20 protein-coding genes are annotated in these 18,003 nt (G+C 71.5%); 15 read left to right on the top strand and 5 right to left on the bottom strand.

The genetic code is table 11. From position 1 onward, the window contains the following. Nucleotides 1–75: 75 nt before the first annotated feature. Nucleotides 76–1,437: an IS110 family RNA-guided transposase gene (locus tag LVO85_RS06770; protein ID WP_232746639.1), complete on the bottom strand. Its 1,362-nt coding sequence runs from the start codon at nt 1,435–1,437 to the stop codon at nt 76–78. 291 nt (nt 1,438–1,728) lie between these two features. Here LVO85_RS06770 and LVO85_RS06775 point away from each other — a divergent pair, with 291 nt between their 5' ends. Beyond that, nucleotides 1,729–2,307: a sigma-70 family RNA polymerase sigma factor gene (locus LVO85_RS06775; RefSeq protein ID WP_232746640.1), complete on the top strand. Its 579-nt coding sequence runs from the start codon at nt 1,729–1,731 to the stop codon at nt 2,305–2,307. Continuing rightward, nucleotides 2,304–2,582 (top strand): zf-HC2 domain-containing protein, encoded by a 279-nt coding sequence (locus LVO85_RS06780; RefSeq protein ID WP_232746641.1) that lies wholly within the window; start codon nt 2,304–2,306, stop codon nt 2,580–2,582. The genes LVO85_RS06775 and LVO85_RS06780 overlap by 4 nt, the downstream gene beginning before the upstream one ends. 135 nt (nt 2,583–2,717) lie before the next feature. Here the strand turns inward: LVO85_RS06780 and LVO85_RS06785 are convergent, their stop codons facing one another. Continuing rightward, a complete protein-coding gene (locus LVO85_RS06785; RefSeq protein WP_232746642.1) occupies nt 2,718–3,440 on the bottom strand; it encodes a TVP38/TMEM64 family protein in 723 nt (240 codons plus the stop codon). 123 nt (nt 3,441–3,563) lie between these two features. Beyond that, entirely contained in the window at nt 3,564–4,880 is a 1,317-nt protein-coding gene (locus tag LVO85_RS06790) for a bifunctional alpha/beta hydrolase/OsmC family protein (RefSeq protein WP_232746643.1), read from the bottom strand. A 157-nt stretch (nt 4,881–5,037) separates the two neighbouring features. On the opposite strand from LVO85_RS06790, the gene LVO85_RS17180 reads away from it, so the two are divergent. The 5 genes from LVO85_RS17180 (at nt 5,038) to LVO85_RS06810 (ending at nt 9,533) form a co-directional block, all read left to right on the top strand. Further along, a complete protein-coding gene (locus LVO85_RS17180; protein WP_408637675.1) occupies nt 5,038–5,358 on the top strand; it encodes an aminotransferase class V-fold PLP-dependent enzyme in 321 nt (106 codons plus the stop codon). Between the two features lie 468 nt (nt 5,359–5,826). Further along, complete coding sequence (locus LVO85_RS06795; protein ID WP_232746644.1) at nt 5,827–7,182, top strand: MBL fold metallo-hydrolase; 1,356 nt, start codon at nt 5,827–5,829, stop codon at nt 7,180–7,182. Next, entirely contained in the window at nt 7,179–8,486 is a 1,308-nt protein-coding gene (locus tag LVO85_RS06800; RefSeq protein WP_232746645.1) for an MFS transporter, read from the top strand. The genes LVO85_RS06795 and LVO85_RS06800 overlap by 4 nt, the downstream gene beginning before the upstream one ends. Further along, a complete protein-coding gene (locus tag LVO85_RS16985) occupies nt 8,483–9,148 on the top strand; it encodes an ArsR/SmtB family transcription factor (RefSeq protein WP_232746646.1) in 666 nt (221 codons plus the stop codon). The genes LVO85_RS06800 and LVO85_RS16985 overlap by 4 nt, the downstream gene beginning before the upstream one ends. A 31-nt stretch (nt 9,149–9,179) precedes the next feature. Then, on the top strand, nt 9,180–9,533 hold the full coding sequence (locus LVO85_RS06810; RefSeq protein ID WP_232746647.1) for a DsrE/DsrF/TusD sulfur relay family protein: 354 nt from the start codon (nt 9,180–9,182) through the stop codon (nt 9,531–9,533). A 100-nt stretch (nt 9,534–9,633) separates the two neighbouring features. Here LVO85_RS06810 and LVO85_RS06815 read toward each other — a convergent pair whose 3' ends face one another. After that, nucleotides 9,634–10,572 (bottom strand): DMT family transporter, encoded by a 939-nt coding sequence (locus tag LVO85_RS06815; RefSeq protein WP_232746648.1) that lies wholly within the window; start codon nt 10,570–10,572, stop codon nt 9,634–9,636. Next, nucleotides 10,569–10,955, bottom strand: coding sequence for a thioredoxin (trxA, locus tag LVO85_RS06820; protein ID WP_232746649.1), 387 nt, complete (start codon nt 10,953–10,955; stop codon nt 10,569–10,571). Before trxA ends, LVO85_RS06815 begins: the two co-directional genes overlap by 4 nt. Nucleotides 10,956–11,027: 72 nt before the next feature. Between trxA and LVO85_RS06825 the strand changes: the two genes are divergently transcribed. The 8 genes from LVO85_RS06825 to LVO85_RS06860 all read left to right on the top strand — a co-directional run bounded on the left by LVO85_RS06825 (nt 11,028) and on the right by LVO85_RS06860 (nt 17,923). Next, entirely contained in the window at nt 11,028–12,467 is a 1,440-nt protein-coding gene (locus tag LVO85_RS06825; protein WP_232746650.1) for an NAD-dependent malic enzyme, read from the top strand. Beyond that, on the top strand, nt 12,464–12,802 hold the full coding sequence (locus LVO85_RS06830) for a VanZ family protein (RefSeq protein WP_232746651.1): 339 nt from the start codon (nt 12,464–12,466) through the stop codon (nt 12,800–12,802). The genes LVO85_RS06825 and LVO85_RS06830 overlap by 4 nt, the downstream gene beginning before the upstream one ends. After that, the gene (locus LVO85_RS06835; RefSeq protein ID WP_232746652.1) at nt 12,799–13,359 is read left to right on the top strand and encodes a YqgE/AlgH family protein; all 561 of its coding nucleotides are present in this window, start codon (nt 12,799–12,801) and stop codon (nt 13,357–13,359) included. Before LVO85_RS06830 ends, LVO85_RS06835 begins: the two co-directional genes overlap by 4 nt. 57 nt (nt 13,360–13,416) lie before the next feature. Next, the gene (locus tag LVO85_RS06840; RefSeq protein ID WP_232746855.1) at nt 13,417–13,716 is read left to right on the top strand and encodes a DUF3039 domain-containing protein; all 300 of its coding nucleotides are present in this window, start codon (nt 13,417–13,419) and stop codon (nt 13,714–13,716) included. A gap of 122 nt (nt 13,717–13,838) precedes the next feature. Beyond that, nucleotides 13,839–15,590: a DEAD/DEAH box helicase gene (locus tag LVO85_RS06845; RefSeq protein ID WP_232746653.1), complete on the top strand. Its 1,752-nt coding sequence runs from the start codon at nt 13,839–13,841 to the stop codon at nt 15,588–15,590. 405 nt (nt 15,591–15,995) lie between these two features. Then, the gene (locus tag LVO85_RS06850) at nt 15,996–16,439 is read left to right on the top strand and encodes an iron chaperone (protein ID WP_232746654.1); all 444 of its coding nucleotides are present in this window, start codon (nt 15,996–15,998) and stop codon (nt 16,437–16,439) included. A gap of 65 nt (nt 16,440–16,504) precedes the next feature. Then, a complete protein-coding gene (locus LVO85_RS06855; protein ID WP_232746655.1) occupies nt 16,505–17,074 on the top strand; it encodes a DUF7010 family protein in 570 nt (189 codons plus the stop codon). Between the two features lie 9 nt (nt 17,075–17,083). Beyond that, the gene (locus LVO85_RS06860) at nt 17,084–17,923 is read left to right on the top strand and encodes a phosphotransferase enzyme family protein (protein ID WP_232746656.1); all 840 of its coding nucleotides are present in this window, start codon (nt 17,084–17,086) and stop codon (nt 17,921–17,923) included. Nucleotides 17,924–18,003 lie beyond the last annotated feature (80 nt).

An 18,003-nucleotide genomic window follows, 5' to 3' on the forward strand; every position in this document is an offset into this window, starting at 1 on the left:
GGCACACATCACCAGTGTGGACGGGATCGCCACTGTCGGGGCTGAGGGGATGAGCCATCCGACCGACCCCATCGGTCACTGGATCACGCCGCGTGCGAGCCCTCGATGTGGGCTTGGGCCGGACGCGAAGCGTGGGCCCAGGTCAGGAGTGCGGCGACGGCGATCGCACCACCGGCGATGTTGCCCAGCCCGGCGGGGACCACGTTCCAGGTCAGCAGCGCGCCGAGGTCCGCGCCTCCGGCGAAGGCACCCCTCTGTGTCAAGACGCCGCTGGGAGGGTGGTTCTAGGCTTGGTGGTGGCGGGTCCGGGAAGTGGCTTGTCCGAAGAGCCGGCATCGGGTTGTGAGCCGGTCGCGCTGGAGTCAGAGTCGTCACCCAGTTGCCCTCCCGGACCCGTCGCCGTGTGCCCGGCGAGGTCGTCGAGCATCGCCTTGTAGACCAGATCCGAGAGTCTGCGTTTGAGGCATCGCATCGCTTCCATGGGCGTCTTGTCGGCCGCCACGTTGCGGTCGTAGTAGGCGCGGCCTCGGTCACGTGCCGCAGCTGGACCACGGCCATGATGTGCAGCACCCGGTTGATCTGCCGGTTGCCCTTGCGGGAGAGCCGGTGGTGGGTGTGGTCCCCAGAGGAGGCGTCGACCGGGGCGGTGCCGGTCCAGGACGCGAAGTGGTTGCGGTCCGGGAAGCGGGTGATGTCGGCGACCTCGACCAGCAGCCGCGCGGCGCCGGAGGGTCCGATGCCGTGCAGGTCGATCAGGCCGGTCCCTGTGGCTTTGAGCAGGGACTTCAGCCCCTTGTCGGCGGCCTTGGTGCGGGCGGAGATCGTGGCCAGGTCCTCTGCGAGCTCGGTCGCGTGGGCCTTGCGCACCTTGCCCACCGGGGTGGTCGGGCGGACCTTCTTGAGCAGCTCCTTGGCCTGGGCCGCGGACAGGGACCGCTTGGCCCCGCCGGGGATGAGCTCAAGCAGCAGCTTGTGCAGCTGGCACACCTTGCGGGTGTGTTCGGCTCCCAGGGAGGCGCGCCGGTCCACGCACATGCGCAGCACCTCCGGCTGATCGTCGTCGACGACCGGGCGCAGCCCGCCCATGCGCACTCCGACCAGGGCGATGGAGTGGGCGTCGGTGGCGTCGGTCTTACGGCCCTGGCCGGTGGCGAAGACCCGCACCCGCGCGGACATCTTCGCCGGCACGTGGACCACGGCCTCGCCGTCGGCGACCAGGCGGGAGGCCACGTGCTTGCCGATCCCGGCGCAGCCCTCGACCGCCCAGAGGCGCTGCGGCCACAGCCGCGCGTACGCCAGCATCTGGGCGTAGCCCTCGGCGTCGGTGGTGAACCGGCCGCCACCGGCGACCTGCTCGTGACTGGTCATCACCTCTATCGTCACGGTGCGCTTGTGCGGGTCCATTCCGATCACGACCAGCGGGTTCTCTGCGTTCATGCCCTTGCTCCCTTGCTTCGACAGCACTTCGTGTCGAGCTGGGAGGGCACCGCTACGTACGGCTGGGCAAACCCCTCTCGAGCCTCTCCCGGCCCTGGCGGTGACCGGGGCGACGCAGGCCAAATGTGAGCCTCACGCCAAACGGTGTGGGCAGCCGCACTGAGAGCGTCCACCCCGGTCACCTGAGACCGAGCCTGGCCGGGCCCGATCCTGACGTCAATGAAACACGTAGCCGGTCTGTGCTCAGGGCGGACCCGTGAGCGAGCTGCTCAGGAAGGAATGCCGGCCCCGGTGGGTTCCCTGACCATGGCGGACGGGCACCCACAGACCGACCGTGAGCGGACGCGTGCGTTCCGGCAGTTCGTCGAACCTGAGATCGAGGTGATGCTGCGGGTGGCGCGCTCCCTGACCGGCAACGCCACCGACGCCGAGGACCTGGTGCAGGAGTCCCTCATCCGGGCGTTCCGGGCGGTGGACCGCTTCGACGGTCGGTACCCGCGTGCCTGGCTGCTGACGATCCTGCGCCGCACGCACATCAACATGCACCGGCGGCGGCGGCCCGACACGATCGACGACTGGGCGATGATCCGCGACGCCAGGCCGGCCTTCGGCGCCGCTGAGCACCCCAGCGCCGAGGACGCGTGGATCGACTCGACCCTCAACCCCCCGCTCGCGGACGCGGTGGCCGCGCTGGACCCTAAGTTCCGCGCCACGCTCATCCTCGTCGATGTCCACGACCTCAGCTATGCGGATGCAGCGGCGGTGCTGGGCGTGCCCGTGGGCACCGTGATGTCCAGGCTGAGCAGGGCCCGTGACCGGATACGCCGACGACTAGGCCCGTCGGCTCTCACCCCTGGAAGGTTCGCATGAAGCAGTCACTGCGGCAGATGATCACCTGCCACTGGTCAGCGCGGCGCATCCAGCGCTACCTCGACGCCGACCCCTCGGCTCCGCTGGCTCCGGGCGAGGTCGCCCGTCTCGAGGCGCACCTGGCGATCTGCGACACGTGCGCCAAGGTCGCCGAGGAGCACCGGATCCTGCACAAGGCCCTGTCCCGGTGGTCCGGTGCCGTGGTGGACGACGACGCCGCCGTGCAGCGGCTGCAGTCGTTCGTCGACAGCCTCGTCGAGGACGAGCAGCGATGACCAGCGACGCCCTCAGCGACGCCGCGGCCTGAGATCTGGTCGTCGTCTCTCCCTTTGTGCTTGCGGGTGGCGGTAGGTCCAGCCCGTACACCCCCGTGACCTCGGGCCGGCCGGAGCAAAGGTCTCAGCGCCGCGTCACACATCGTCGCGCTCCGGACCGGACGGCCCTGTGGGAGCAGAGCTGGCGCGGCCGGCGCCGCGCCGGGCCAGTCCGCCACCGACCACCACGAGGACCACCAGGACCCCGGCCGCCACCCACACCGCCCAAGGCCGGGTCACCCCGAAGGCGCCGATCGCCGCGTACGCCAGAGTCCCGGGCAGCATGCCCAGTGCGGTGCCGAGGACATAGTCGCGGAGGGTGACCCCGGTGACACCGGCCCCGTAGTTGATGACGGTGAACGGCAGCACGGGCACGAGCCGCACCGTGAGCAGAGCGACCAGCCCACGGTCGCGCAGCCTGGCGTCGACCTGGCGCAGCCGACCGCGCAGAAGGGCGTCGACGCCATCACGGCCCAACCATCGGGCGACCCCGAAGGCTGCGACAGCGCCGAGCATGGCTCCCAGCCAGGCCAGCATCGCTCCTGACAGGAACCCGAAGAGACCCCCGGCGAGCACGGTGACGACGTTCTTGGGCACTGGCAGCAGGGACCACAGGGCGTAGCCGGCGACGAAGACAGCGGGTGCCCATAGGCCGGCTGCGTCCACCTGCGCCCGCAGCCGAGCGACGTCCGGGCTGCCCACGGTCCACGCCGCCGCTGCTGCCGCTGCAAGCAGCACGACCAGGAGCGCAGCTCGGACCATCAGGCCCCGGGACGCGCCCGGCTCGCTCTCCGCGTCGTCACGCGGGCAGGTGGTCATCGTCCTCGTTCGTGGTCCGGCAGCTGGTGATCGAGGTCGTCGTCGACCGGGTCGGTCCGAGAGTGGCCGGAGCCGTGACGAGCCTCACCCGGACAGCCGGGGCCGGGTCGGGGTGTCCGGGGGTCACGAGGCAGCGAGGTCGACGGCCGTATCGGGTCCTGGTTGCGGTTGGGAGGTCTCGCCTGCCAGCTGTGTCATGACGACGACCTCTCGGCTGAGGGTGCGGTGCACCGGGCATTTGTCGGCGATGGCGAGCAGCGCCTCTTGCTGCTCCGCGCTGAGCCGGGGATCGAGCGTGATCTCTCGGTCGATCTGGTCGACCATCCCCTGCGTGGTCTCACAGGTGGCGCAGTCCATGGCGTGGACGCGCCGGTGCCTCAACGTCACAGTGGCCGGCGAGTACTCCCAGCCCTTCCTGTGCGCATACATGCGCATCGTCATGGAGGTGCACGCACCCAGTGCCGACAGCAGGACGTCATAAGGCGTACCGCCCAGGTCCTCACCACCAGCCGACACCGGCTCGTCGATCAGCCACGAGTGCCGACCGATGCTCGCCACATGCACCATGCCCTGCTCGCTTTGCTCTCGAACCGTCACCAGCGGGCTCGGCGCGTCGTCCGCGACCAGCTGCCCCTTCCCGGTCGCATCCCCGCCGACCAGAGGCAGGTGCCGATGCGCCCAGGCGGCGATCATCGAGGCGGCGAAGTGCGAGTCCTCCCGGCGGGAGAGCAGGTGGTCGGCTCCGTCGAGACTGACGAAGGACTTGGGGTGCCGTGCCTGGTCGAAGATCGTCCTCGCGTTCTCCACCCCGACAACGTCGTCGTCGGGGGAGTGCAGCACCAGCAGCGCACCGCGCAGCGCCCGCAGGCGGGCAGCCTGTGGCTGCGTCGCGACATCGTCCAGGAACTGCCGGCTCACTGTGAAGGGTCGACCGCCGATGTCGACTGTGAGCAGGCTGTCCTCGTCAGGTATCCCGCCGCTCAGCAGGCGCGTCACATGGGCCGTATCGGCCGGAGCGCCCAGGGTCGCCACAGCCTGCACGGACGGGATGCGCGCCTCGGCGGCGATGACGGCGGCGCCCCCCAGTGAGTGCCCAACGAGGAGGGACGCAGGTCCCCAGGTGTCCGCCAGCCAGTCGGCAGCGGCGACCAGGTCGTCGACGTTGGTGGTGAAGGAGGTATGGGAGAAGTCGCCGCCGGAACGCCCCAGACCGGTGAAGTCGAATCGCAGCACTGCATGCCCCAGGCCGGCCAGGGCCCCGGAGATCCGCGAGGCCGCGCGAGACTCGCTGGTGCAGGTGAAGCAGTGGGCGAAGACCGCGAAAGCGCGAGGTCGCCCCGCTGGGAGCTCCAGGGTCGCCGCGAGCGCTGTGCCCAACGCCCCGGGGAAGACGATGTCGGTGATCCTGGTCGGCGCGGACCCGTGCGGCAGGTGTCTCATGTGCACTCAACCCTTCGGCGGGGCCGGAGACATCCCGGCCGCGCACCGGGGAGTGGTGCCTGGAGGCAGCCGGGTTGCCGACGTGACTTGCCCGTAGGCACCAGGCGGAGGACGACCTGACGCGGCGCATCCCCCCCCGCGGTAGAGGGTCGTGAGCATGGGGGAGGCCTGGTTGGTGAGCGTTTCGGCGGACCCTGCCGACAGTGGTGGGGTCGTGTACCTGGACTACAACGCCACGACCCCGGTGGATCCTTCGGTGCTGGACGCGGTGCTGCCGTGGCTCTCGACGGGCTTCGGCAAACCGTCCAGCTCGTATGCCGGTGGGGTGGCGGCCCGGGAGGCGTTGGAAGACGCCCGGGAGCGTGTCGCGTCGGCGTGCCGTACGTGCGCGACGGCGTGGCCATGCATCCGGTGGTCCGCGGTGGCGGTCAGGAACGTGGTCTGCGGTCGGGGACCGAGAACGTCGCGTTCGCGGTAGGGATGGGCCGGGCCGCGGACCTGGCCGTGGACGCACCGGGACGAGGGGAGACCGCTCGGCTGACCGGGCATCGGGACCGGTTCGAGGATCGCCTGCGTGTCCTGCTGCCCGGACGGGTGCACCTCAACGGCCACCGCAAGCAGCGCCTGCCGAACACGCTGAACGTGAGCATCGACGGCGCACGGGCCCTCAGCGTGCTCCCACCTGGACACGGTCGCGGCGTCGGCCGGGTCGGCCTGCCACGCCGGGCACGACCGCCCCTCCCCGGTCCTGCAGGCGATGGGGAGCAGCACCGACCGGGCCCTGGGTGCGCTTCGGCTCCGTCTGGGTCGCTGGGCCACGGCGGCAGAGGTCGACGCCGCAGCACGGGCCATCGCCGATGCGGTGGACCGTGTCGGGACTAACACTTCATAGTTACGCGAAATGTTGTAGCGTTCTGGTCGTGCTCCGACGTCTGGAGGTAGGACCGTGACTGACCTGAATGTTGTCCCGCTGGTCGACGAGGGCCTCGGCAACTCCGCATACCTGGTCGAGCTGGGCGACGGGCGGGCGCTGGCGGTCGACGTCAGCCGCGACCTGCGCACGCTGCGGCAGGTCGCCGCCACCAGGGAACTCCGGGTGGCGTATGCGGCGGACACCCACCTGCACGCGGACTTCCTGACCGGCGCGGTCCAGCTGTCCCGGACCGACGGGGCGCAGATCATCGGCTCGGCGGCCGGAGACCGGCAGTACCCCCACCTCGCGGTGGCCGACGAGGACGAGGTGGACCTCGGCGGCCTGCGGCTGCGTGCCCTGTCCACGCCGGGCCACACCCACGAGCACGTGGCGTTCGAGCTGCTCGACGGCCCCACGACGGAGGGCGTCTTCACCGGTGGGTCCCTGATCGTGGGCTCGGCCGCACGGACCGACCTGGTCGCCCCGGAGCGCACCGAGGAGCTGGCCAGGGCGCAGTACCGGTCCCTGCAGCGTCTGGCGGGGATGGACGACGACGTCAGCGTCTGGCCGACGCACGGGGCGGGGTCGTTCTGCTCGGCCCCTCCCGGGAGCCAGCGCACCTCGACCATCGGGACTGAGCGTGCCACCAACGCGCTGCTGCGCGCGGAGGACGAGGACACCTTCGTCCGGGCGCTGCTGGACTCCCTGGGCACCTTCCCGCCCTACTTCCTGCGCCTGGGCGAGACCAACCGGCAGGGACCGCCGCTGGTCGGCGAGGACGACCGGCTGGCAGCGCTGCCGACCGCCCAGGTCCAGCAGCTGCTGACCGAGGGCGCCCTGGTGGTGGACGTGCGACCTGTCGCCGACTTCGCCGCCGCGCACGTGCCCGGGTCGGTGTCGATCCCGCTGCGGCCGGTGTTCGCCACCTGGCTGGGGTGGCTCACCGAGCACGACCGGCCCCTGGTCATCGTCCGCGACGAGGACCCGGGGGAGGTCCTGTGGCAGGCCCGCAAGATCGGCCACGACCTCATCGTCGGTGAGCTCGACGGTGGCCTGGGCGCCTGGACCACGGCCGGGTCGGCCACGGCCGCGATCCCTCTGGTGGATCCCGGGGCGCTGAGCGGACGCACGGTCGTCGACGTGCGCCAGCGCCAGGAGTTCCAGACCGGGCACGTGCCGGGAGCGGCCAACATCGAGCTCGGGTCCCTGGCCCCGCCCGCGGTCGACCTGCCTGCGGGTCCCACCGTCGTCATGTGCGGGCACGGGGAGCGGGCGATGGGCGGGGCCAGCCTGCTCGCCCGTGCCGGGGCATCCGACGTCACGGTCCTGCAGGGCGGCCCCCAGGACTGGGCCGAGGCCACCGGCGGGTCGGTGGAGGTGGGGGCGTGAGCACGAGGGGTGCTCCCGGCACCGGACGACCGGTGAGTCTGGGGCTGCGGGCGAACGCGGCACAGTTCGCGATCCTCGTGGCGGTCAACGCGCTGGTCGGCGGCATGGTCGGGCAGCAGCAGACGGTGCTGCCGCTGCTGGCCGAGGACGAGTTCGGCCTGACCGGCTACACGTTCATCTTCACCTACGTGACCGCCTTCGGGATCACCAAGGCGGCGGCCAACTACGTCGCCGGGACCTGGTCCGACCGCTACGGCCGCAAGCCGGTCCTGATCGCCGGGTGGCTGTTCGCCATCCCCGTGCCGCTGCTGCTGATGTGGGCTCCGAGCTGGGGCTGGGTGATCGCGGCCAACGTGCTGCTGGGCATCAACCAGGGGCTGACGTGGTCGACCACCGTCATCATGAAGATCGACCTGGTCGGACCCCGCCAGCGGGGCCTGGCGATGGGCCTGAACGAGGCCGCCGGGTACGGCGCGGTCGCGGTGACCTCGATGGCCGCCGGCTACCTGGCCGCCGAGTACGGCCTGCGCCCGGCGCCGTTCCTGCTCGGACTGGCCTACACCGCGCTGGCGCTGGGCCTGTCCACGCTGGTGGTCAAGGAGACCCGCGGCCACGCCAGGGTCGAGGCGGCGGCGCATACCCCCCGCGCCGACGGCCGGCACGACCACCTGCACGGTGCGCTGAGCAGCCGCGAGGTGTTCGCCCAGACCAGCTACCGGGAGCCGGCGCTGTCCTCGGCTAGCCAGGCCGGCCTGGTCAACAACCTCAACTTCGGCCTGTCCTGGGGTCTGTTCCCGCTGCTGTTCGCCGGCTCCGGGCTGCGGGTGGACCAGATCGGGGTGCTGTTCGCGCTCTACCCCGGCGTGTGGGGCGTGGGGCAGCTGTTCACCGGGGCCCTGTCGGACCGGTGGGGCCGCAAGCACCTGATCACCACCGGCATGCTCACCCAGGTGGCTGCGCTGGTCGTCATCGCGCTCGGTGGGACCTTCACCGTGTGGGCGGTCGGCACGGTGCTGCTGGGCGCGGGGACCGCCATGGTCTACCCCACCCTGCTCGCCGCGATCGGGGACGTGGCCCACCCGGACTGGCGGGGCCGGGCCGTCGGCGTCTACCGGGTCTGGCGGGACCTGGGCTACGCCGTCGGTGCGGTCATGGGCGGCGTGGTCGCCGACCTGTGGAGCCTTCGGGCCGCCGTGTGGGTCTCCGCCGCCGTCACCCTGGTCTCTGCGCTGGTCGTGGCCGTCCGCATGTACGAGACCCACCACCGCCCCGCTGACACCACCCCCCCAGGAGCCCGCCCGTGAGTGACCGCTCCACCAAGCACGCACTCTTCACCCAGTTCGCCGCTGTCGCGAAGGCCCTGGGCCACCCCGCGCGACTGGAGCTGGTGGACCTGCTCGCCCAGGGACCACGCAGCGTGGAGCACCTGGCCGCCGAAGCCGGCCTGGGCATGAGCACCTGCTCCGCCCACCTCCAGACCCTACGCGAGGCCGGGCTGGTGCAGACCCGCCGCGAGGGCAAACGGATCTACTACTCCCTGACCGGGGAGGACGTCGCCGAGCTCTGGGACCATCTCCGCACCGTCGCCCAGACCCACCGCCCGCAGACCGAGCACGCACGCCAGGCCTACCTCGGACCCGAGGACACCCAGGCCGTGGGCACCGACGAGCTGCGCGCCCGCCTCGAGCGCGGAGACACGGTCGTCCTGGACGTGCGCCCCGAGGTCGAGTACGCCGCGGGCCACCTGCCCGGCGCTCTCCACATCCCCTTGCAGGACCTCGCCGCCCGACTGGCCGAGCTGCCCGCGGACCAGGAGATCATCGCCTACTGTCGAGGCCGCTACTGCGTCCTGGCCCACGACGCCGTCCGCCTGCTCACGGCCCACGGACACCACGCCCGCCGCGCCGCCGACGGGCTTCTGGAATGGCGACTGGCCGGGCTCCCGGTCCAGACCGACGCCGCCTGACCCCACGAGGAGCCGCCCGAAGGAGCACCCCATGAAGAAGATCCTGCTCGTCATCAACGGACCCGCCTACGGAGCCGACGAGACCTTCAACGCCGTCCGCCTCGCCGTCGCGCTGAGCAAGCGCGAGGACACCCAGGTCCAGGTCTTCCTCATGGGCGACGCCGTCACCTGTGCGATCGCCGGCCAGAAGACCCCCGACGGCTACTACACCCTGGACCGCATGCTGAAGGGCTTCATCCGCCACGGCGGCCAGGTCGCCTGCTGCGGAACCTGCCTCGACGCCCGCGGACTCATCGAGGCAGACCTCATCGACGGGGCACCCCGCTCCTCCATGCCAGAGCTGGCTGCGTGGACCGTCGAGGCAGACACCGTCCTCACCTTCTGACCCTCACGGACCATCCCGGCTGACTGTCACCCAGCCCGCCACAGCAGGCAACGCTCATCGGCCCCCGGGGCGCTACCGCGTCGATGACGTGCTCGGTCTCTCAGCCGGCGACCCTGCCCACCGCGTCGACCTGCTGCGGGGCCTCCGGGGTCTGCACCGCGGGCCTGCGGCCACGGCTCTCGTGCCAGGCCAGTGCCGTGACGCTGGCCACGACGACCGCCATGCCGAGCCATCGGCTGGGGGTGAGCGTGGCGTCCAGCAGGGTCACGCCGACCACGGCCGCGGTCACCGGGAACATCAGCTCGGCCAGCGTCGCCCGGGAGGCGGCAGTGCGGCGCAGACCCACGTAGTACAGGGTCAGTGCCAGCAGACCGGGGATGAGCGCGAGCATCACGAGCGTGGGCACGTCGGAGGCAGGCATCGTCCAGTCCGACCCCGTGACCGCCACGATCACCGCGGCGGCCGGCAGCCCGAAGGCGAAGCGCAGCACGAGGGTGTGCCGCGGACCGATGTGACCGTCGACGAGGCGGCCCAGCACGGTGCCGCCGGCCCACAGGACCGCCGCACCCAGGGCCAGCGCCGCGGCCTGCAGGTCGCCGATGCGCACGTCGAGAGGGTCGGCGAAGGAGAGCAGCCAGGCCCCCGCCAGGGCAGGGACGGCGAAGACGGCGAACACGGGTCGCAGCCGCTCACCCAGCACGACCGCCGCCAGCACCATGGCGACCAGGGGCTGCAGCTTCTGCAGGATCTGAGGGGTGACGGGGTCACCGAAGGCAAAGGCAGCGGTGAAGAGCGTCGTCGCCAGCGCCGAGGACCCGGCCCCGATGATGACGGCGGCGGCCCGCACCCGGGCGGGGGAGGCGGCCCAGGCGCGCACCGCGCCCACCAGCCAAGGGCTGACGAAGAGCAGGAGCACCAGGTGCTCCGCGAACACGATGGTCGGGGCGTCCAGGCCCCGGGCCAGCGGCTCCCTCAGCAGCGCCGAGGTGCCCCAGAGGGCAGCCGCCAGGGCGATGACCCAGGTGAGGTCACGCCTCACGAACCACTGCCCTGAGCCCCCGCGGCCTCCTGCTCGGCGATCTGGCGGCGGACGTCCTCCATGTCCAGCTCCTTCACCTGCGTGATCAGGGACTCCAGGGCGTTGGCAGGCAGCGCCCCCGGCTGCGCGAAGACGAGGATGCCCTGGCGGAACGCCATCACGGTGGGGATGGAGGTGATGTTGGCGCCTGCTGCGAGCTGCTGCTCGCTCTCGGTGTCGACCTTGCCGAACACGATGTCGTCGTGCTGCTCGGAGGCGTCCTTGTAGATGGGACCGAACTGCTTGCACGGGCCGCACCACTCGGCCCACCAGTCGACCAGGACGATGTCGTTGTCCATGACGGTCTGCTCGAAGGTCTCTGCGGTCAGGTCTACGGTGCTCATGGGAAGGCAAACCTACCGAACCGCCGCAAGATTCCCCGCTCCGGCGTCACGGCATACGCAACAATGACGCTCATGACTCCAGTGCCGTCCGTGTCCAACTCCATCACCGTCAGGCTCGAGCTCCCCGCGCGCGTGACCGCGGTGAGCGAGATCACCGGGGCCGTCGAGCGGACGGGGGGCATGGTCACGGCCGTCGACATCACCGAGTCGGGACAGCAGCGGCTGCGTGCCGACCTGACCATCGCCACGTTCGGCAGCGAGCACGCCGACGAGTGCGTGGCGGCGATGCGCGAGGTGCACGGGGTCGAGATCGGCAAGGTCAGCGACCGCACCTTCCTGGTGCACCTGGGCGGCAAGCTGAGCGTGGAGTCCAAGCTGCCGATCCGCAACCGTGACGACCTGTCCCTCGTCTACACCCCTGGTGTGGCCAAGATCTGCCAGGCCATCGTCGAGAACCCCGACGACGCCCGCAGGCTCACCATCAAGCGCAACACCGTCGCGGTCGTCACCGACGGCACCGCGGTGCTCGGCCTGGGCGACATCGGCCCGCTGGCCGCCATGCCGGTGATGGAGGGCAAGGCGGCGCTGTTCAAGCGGTTCGGCGACATCGACGCCTTCCCGATCTGCCTGGACACGACCGACGCCGACCAGATCGTCGCCATCGTCAAGGCGATCTCACCCGGCTTCGCGGGCATCAACCTCGAGGACATCTCGGCCCCCCGCTGCTTCTACATCGAGCGTCGGCTGCGCGAGGAGCTGGACATCCCGGTCTTCCACGACGACCAGCACGGCACCGCGATCGTGGCCCTCGCCGCGCTGCGCAACGCGCTGCGGGTGGTCGGCAAGAACATCAAGGACGTGCGCATCGTCCTCTCCGGTGCGGGTGCGGCCGGCACCGCCATCCTGCGGCTGCTCATCAAGGCCGGTGCCGTGCACCTGGTGGTGGCCGACATCAACGGCGTGCTGCACCCGGAGCGGGCCGACCTGGTCGACTCCGCGGACGAGACGCTGACCTGGATCGCGCAGAACACCAACCCCGACGGTGTGACCGGCTCGCTCAAGGAGGCTCTCGCCGGCTCCGACGTGTTCATCGGGGTCTCCGCGGGCAACATCCTCACCGGCGACGACATCGCGACGATGGCCACCGACGCCATTGTCTTCGCCATGGCCAACCCGGTGCCGGAGGTCGACCCCGCGGAGGCCAGCCGGCACGCGACCGTCGTGGCCACGGGGCGCAGCGACTTCGCCAACCAGATCAACAACGTGCTCGTCTTCCCGGGGGTCTTCCGCGGCCTGATCGACTCCGGCACCGAGCAGGTGACCGACGACATGCTCCTCGCCGCCGCGGTGGCCCTGTCCGACGTCGTCCACGAGGACGAGCGCAACCCCACCTACATCATCCCGAGCGTCTTCAACCCCCGGACCACCAAGGCCGTGGCAGCCGCCGTGGAGGCCGAGGCACGCGCGGAGGGCGGGGGGCACACCGCACCCGAGCGGCCGCCCATCACGTGAGCAGGGCCGCGGGGTGGGGCCTGTTCGTGCTGCTCCTCCTGGTGCAGGTGCAGGTCCTCTACCTCACCACCGGCACCGGTCCGCCACCGTTCCCGCATGCGGACAAGCTCGTCCATGCGGCCGTCTTCGCCGCGCCGGCAGCGGTGGCCACGGCGGTGCGGAGCCGCTGGGCGCTGGGCCTGCTCGTGGTGCACGCCCTCGTGAGCGAGCCCTTGCAGGCGTGGACGACGACGACCCGCCAGGCCGACGTGTGGGACACGGTGGCCGACCTCGTCGGTATCGTGCTGGGCGTGGTGGTCATGCAGAGCATGCGTCGGGCCGGGGGGCGACCGTGAGCGAGTCCCTGGCGGGGCGTCTCCTCGTCGCGACCCCCAAGACCGGCGACGTCTTCGACCGGTCCGTGGTGCTGGTCCTGGGCCACAGCAGCGAGGGGGCCCAGGGCCTCATCCTCAACAAGCCGCTGGACGCCGAGGTCGTCGCGGTGCTGCCCGAGTGGCAGGACCACGTGGTCGCCCCGCCGCAGCTCTACCAGGGCGGTCCGGTCGGGATGGACAGCGCCATGGGTCTGGCGATGCTGCCGGAGGTCGGCGAGGACGAGGCGGTCGTGGGCGTGCAGATGTCGCTGGACGGGATCGGGCTGGTCGACCTGGATGCACCGCCCGAGATCGTCACCCACCAGGTCAGCGCGGTGCGCATCTTCGTCGGGTATGCCGGGTGGTCGCCCGGCCAGCTCGAGGCGGAGATCGAGGAGGGCGCCTGGTATGTCGTGTCGCGTGAGGACAGCGACCCGTTCTGGGCCGACGCCTCGGGCCTGTGGCGCCACGTCCTGCTGCGTCAGCGCAACACCCTGTCACTGCTGACGACCTACACCTCCCACCCCGACCACAACTGAGCGGGCGCGCGCAGGCGGGCGGCATACAGTGGGCACATGGACCTGCCGATCCACGCGATGAGCCAGCAGCCTCTCGAGAGCCCCGAGGCGCCGAGCGCGCCCACTCCGCGCACCGCGGTGCTCGAGCGGGAGGACACCCGCACGGACCCGCAGCTCAGCGAGCCGGGCGACCACGAGCGTCTCGCGCACTACGTGCGCAAGGAGAAGATCCTCGAGAGCGCGATGTCCGGGGAGCCCGTGACCGCCCTGTGCGGCAAGGTCTGGGTGCCCGGCCGGGACCCCAAGAAGTTCCCGGTGTGCCCGACCTGCAAGGAGATCTACGAGGGCCTGCGCGCCCCGCAGGACGGCGGCGAGTGAGAGCTCGCCGCACGAGCGGCTGCTCACCGGCTTCTCGCGGGTAATAACACGAGCAGGGCTGTGGGGTGCCTCACCGGCGCCCCGGGCATGTCGGTCGGCGAAGTTGCCTATCCTTCACCACGATGTCCACCACTGCCGCCTCGCACCTCTCGCCCGCCTACCCGGAGCGGGCGGCCTGGGGCACCGCCGGCAAGCTGCGCGCCTGGCAGGCCCAGGCCCTGAGGACCTACCTCGCCGAGCGTCCGCGTGACTTCCTGGCCGTCGCGACCCCCGGGGCCGGCAAGACGACGTTCGCGCTGCGGGTGGCTACCGAGCTGCTCGACCGCGGTGAGATCGAGCGGGTGACCGTCGTGGCGCCGACCGAGCACCTGCGCACGCAGTGGGCCGACGCGGCCGCCAAGGTCGGCATCCGGATCGACCCGCGCTTCTCCAACGCCCAGGGCCGCCACGGGCGGGAGTTCCAGGGCGTGGCGGTGACCTACGCGGGCGTGGCCAGCAAGCCGCTGCTGCACCGTGCCCGCACCGAGGCGGCCCGGACCCTGGTCATCCTCGACGAGGTCCACCACGGTGGGGACGCGCTGTCGTGGGGCGAGGCGATCCGTGAGGCGTTCGAGCCGGCGACCCGGCGCCTGGCCCTGACCGGCACACCGTTCCGCTCCGACACCGCCGCCATCCCCTTCGTGCGCTACGAGATGGACGAGCAGGGGGTCCTGCGCTCCAGCGCCGACTACACCTACGGCTACGCCGAGGCTCTGCGCGACGGTGTGGTGCGCCCGGTGCTCTTCCTGGCCTACGGCGGCAGCATGCGGTGGCGCACCCGCGCCGGCGACGAGGTCCACGCTCGGCTCGGTGAGCCCGTGACCAAGGACGTGACGGCCCAGGCCTGGCGCACCGCGCTGGACCCGGCGGGTCAGTGGGTGCCCTCGGTGCTGCAGGCCGCCGACAAGCGGCTCAGTGAGGTGCGCCGCCACGTGGACGACGCCGGGGGCCTGGTGATCGCAACCGACCACCGGGCCGCAAAGTCCTACGCGCGTCGCCTGGAGGAGATCTGCGGCGAGCCGGTGACGGTGGTCCTGTCCGACGACGCGGGGGCCTCCCGTCGCATCGAGGAGTTCGCCGAGGGCACGAACCGGTGGATGGTGGCGGTGCGCATGGTCTCCGAAGGGGTCGACGTGCCCCGCCTGTGCGTCGGGGTCTACGCCACGTCGACCTCGACGCCGCTGTTCTTCGCCCAGGCGATCGGCCGCTTCGTGCGCGCCCGGCGCCGTGGCGAGACCGCCTCGATCTTCCTGCCCAGCGTGCCACCCGTGCTCGAGCACGCCGGCAACCTGGAGCTCGAGCGCGACCACGCCCTCGACAAGCCCCGGAGCCCCGGGGACGAGGACGACCTGTGGTCCGCGGAGGAGGGGCTGCTGCGCCAGGCCCAGACCGGTGAGCAGGCCCTCGACTCCACGACGGCCTTCGAGGCGCTGGAGTCGGACGCAGAGTTCGACCACGTGCTCTTCGACGCGGAGCAGTTCGGCATGGGTGGCCTGCCGGGCAGCGAGGACGAGGAGGCATACCTCGGACTGCCCGGTCTGCTGGAGCCCGACCAGGTCGCCCATGTGCTGCGCGACCGGCAGCGCAAGCAGCAGCGTTCCGGAGGGGGGCGCGAGGTCGCCGAGCGGGTGGCCACCCACCGTGCCCTGGCTGAGCAGCGCAAGGAGCTCAACACGCTGGTCTCGGCCTACGCCCGCAAGTCGGGCCAGCCCCATGCCGTCGTGCACGCCGAGCTGCGTCGCACCTGCGGTGGCCCGGAGCTGGCCACCGCCAGCACCGAGGAGGTCCTGGCCCGCATCGACGCCATCCGCCGATGGTTCGTCGGCCGCCGCTGAGAGGCTGAGACCGACCGCGGGCCACCCGTGCGGCTGTCGCCCCACACCGGGCTCACGCTGACGGTCGAGCACTCTTTCGGCGTCCCGTGCGCTGATCGACCCGTCGAGACCGGGCCGGGGACGGGCGTAGAGGTCCCACCCTCCCGGGTCGGTCCTGACGAACAGCGTGAACGGGCCGACGTCCTCGGCGGCGGCCGTCGCGCGGGGGACCGTGTCGTCGTAGGTCTCCACGCGTTCCAGCAGGGCCGGCGACGAGGTCACCCTCCCGAGGAGGCCCCATGGCGGCCGAGGACCCGCAGGCGGGCGCAGTGCAGCCGTGCCACGATGTGGAGGGCGGACCGGTCGCGCACCCCGGCCCGCACCCGAGAGCGATGCTCCGCCGCATACCCGAGTAGGAGTGACCCGATGGCCCCCGCCACCGAGCAGGACAGCTCCGGCGGCTTCACCGCCGAGGAGAAGGCGGCCATGAAGGAGCGCGCCGCTGAGCTCCGAGCGCAGAAGGGCGGCAGGAAGAAGGAGGCCGACCTCCAGGCGCTCCTCGACAAGATCGCCGAGATGCCTCCGGCCGACCAGGAGGTCGCCGCCGGTCTGCACACGCTCATCACCGAGACTGCGCCCGAGCTGGAGCCGAGGACGTGGTACGGCATGCCCGCGTACGCCAGGGACGGCAAGGTGCTCCTCTTCGTGCAACCGGCCGGGAAGTTCGGCACCCGCTACTGCACGCTCGGCTTCAACGACAACGCCCAGCTCGACGACGGTGTCATGTGGCCCACCGGGTATGCCGTCACGCAGCTGACCCCGGCCGTCAAGGGGAGGGTTGCCGCACTGGTGACCAGGGCGGTCGGGTAAGCGCGGCCCGGCTGGCCTGGGTCCGCCGGGCTGGACACTTCGATGGGACGGACGGTCACACGACGATGGAGATCGCGCAGGCACAGGCCGACGTGCGCAGGACCTACTCAGGCGGTTGGGGCGGCCCGGCCGTCTCTGCGCTCATCTGGCTCGCAGCCGGTGTGACCGCCGACCTTTTCGGCACGAGCGCGGGTGCGGCGGTCCTCTTCCTCGCCGGGGCCGCGCTCATCTTCCCGGTCAACCTCGCGCTCAACCGGCTGGTGAGCGGTGAGGTCGACCTGCCGGCAGGACATCCGATGCGAGGCCTGGCGATGCAGACCGCAGCGACCATGGCGGTGATGCTCCTGGCGTTGTGGATGGTCTCGTCGGTGGTGCCCGGGGCCTTCTTCCCGCTCGCGATGGTGGCCGTCGGCGCTCACTACCTCCCCTTCTCGCACCTCTACGGGGAGCCCGCCTTCCTGGTCGCGGGAGCCGTGCAGTGCGTGGCGGGCCTGCTCGTCCTGGTGAGCGAGACCTCCGACGTCTTCGGTGCCTATGTGATGGCCGGCCTGTTGGCGCTGACGTCGGTCACGCTGGTCCTTCGCCACCGACGGCGCGTCCGAGGGCCGCGAGGTGAGCGCCTCGCCCGGACCTAGGCTTCAGACGTGGGGGCTGACGCCGAGGAGGAGCCGACGCCGCTGGGCACGCAGGGCGTGACTCACGTGGTCCGGGTCGGGACCACCGTCCGGCGTCCGGTGCGTCCGTTCACCGCGACCGTCCAGGTGTACCTGGCTCACCTGCACGCCCACGGCTTCCGTTCGGCGCCGAGGCCGCTCGGGTACGACGAGCAGGGCCGGGAGGTGCTCTCGTTCGTCGAGGGTGACGTGCCGACCGAGCCCCTCCCCGACGACGCCACCGGGGACCGCGTGCTCGCCGACCTCGCGGTGCTGGTCCGGCGGCTACACGACGCATCGGCGGGCTTCGTGCCTCCGCCCGACGCCGTCTGGGGGACCCTTCCGGGAGAACCGCCGCGCGGTGTCGTCCCGCTCTTCGAGGAGCCGGAGCTGGTCTCGCACCAGGACTACTGCCCCGGCAACGTCGTCTTTGTGGGCGGCCGGCCCACCGCGCTGATCGACTTCGACCTCGCCCGGCCCACGACGCGGGTCGCTGACCTGGTCAACGCGCTGCACTGGTGGGTGCCGCTGCTGCACCCCCTCGACCGTGCGCCCTCGCTGGTCGAGGCCGACGTGGCTGAGCGCGTCCGGCTGTTCGCCGACGCCTACGACATGCCGCCCGGCATGCGGGCACAGGTAGTGCCCCTCGCCGTGCAGCGGGCGCGCAACAGCACGGTGACGATGCGGGCAGCCGCCGTCGCCGACCCGGTCTTCCGGCGGTGGTGGGAAGCCGGGGTCAAGGACCGGCTGCCCAGGGCGGAACAGTGGCTCCTGGCCGAGGCCGACCGCATCACCGAGCAGCTCATGACCTCGCCGCATCGACCCTCATGAAGCCGGCCGCTCCGCCCCCGGCCCTCGAGCCTCCGGGGTGCGAGGTGCAGCCGGGGGTGCCAAGGTGGAAAGAACATCCA

Source organism: Ornithinimicrobium sediminis (assembly GCF_021272345.1).
Lineage (GTDB): Bacteria > Actinomycetota > Actinomycetes > Actinomycetales > Dermatophilaceae > Ornithinicoccus > Ornithinicoccus sediminis_B.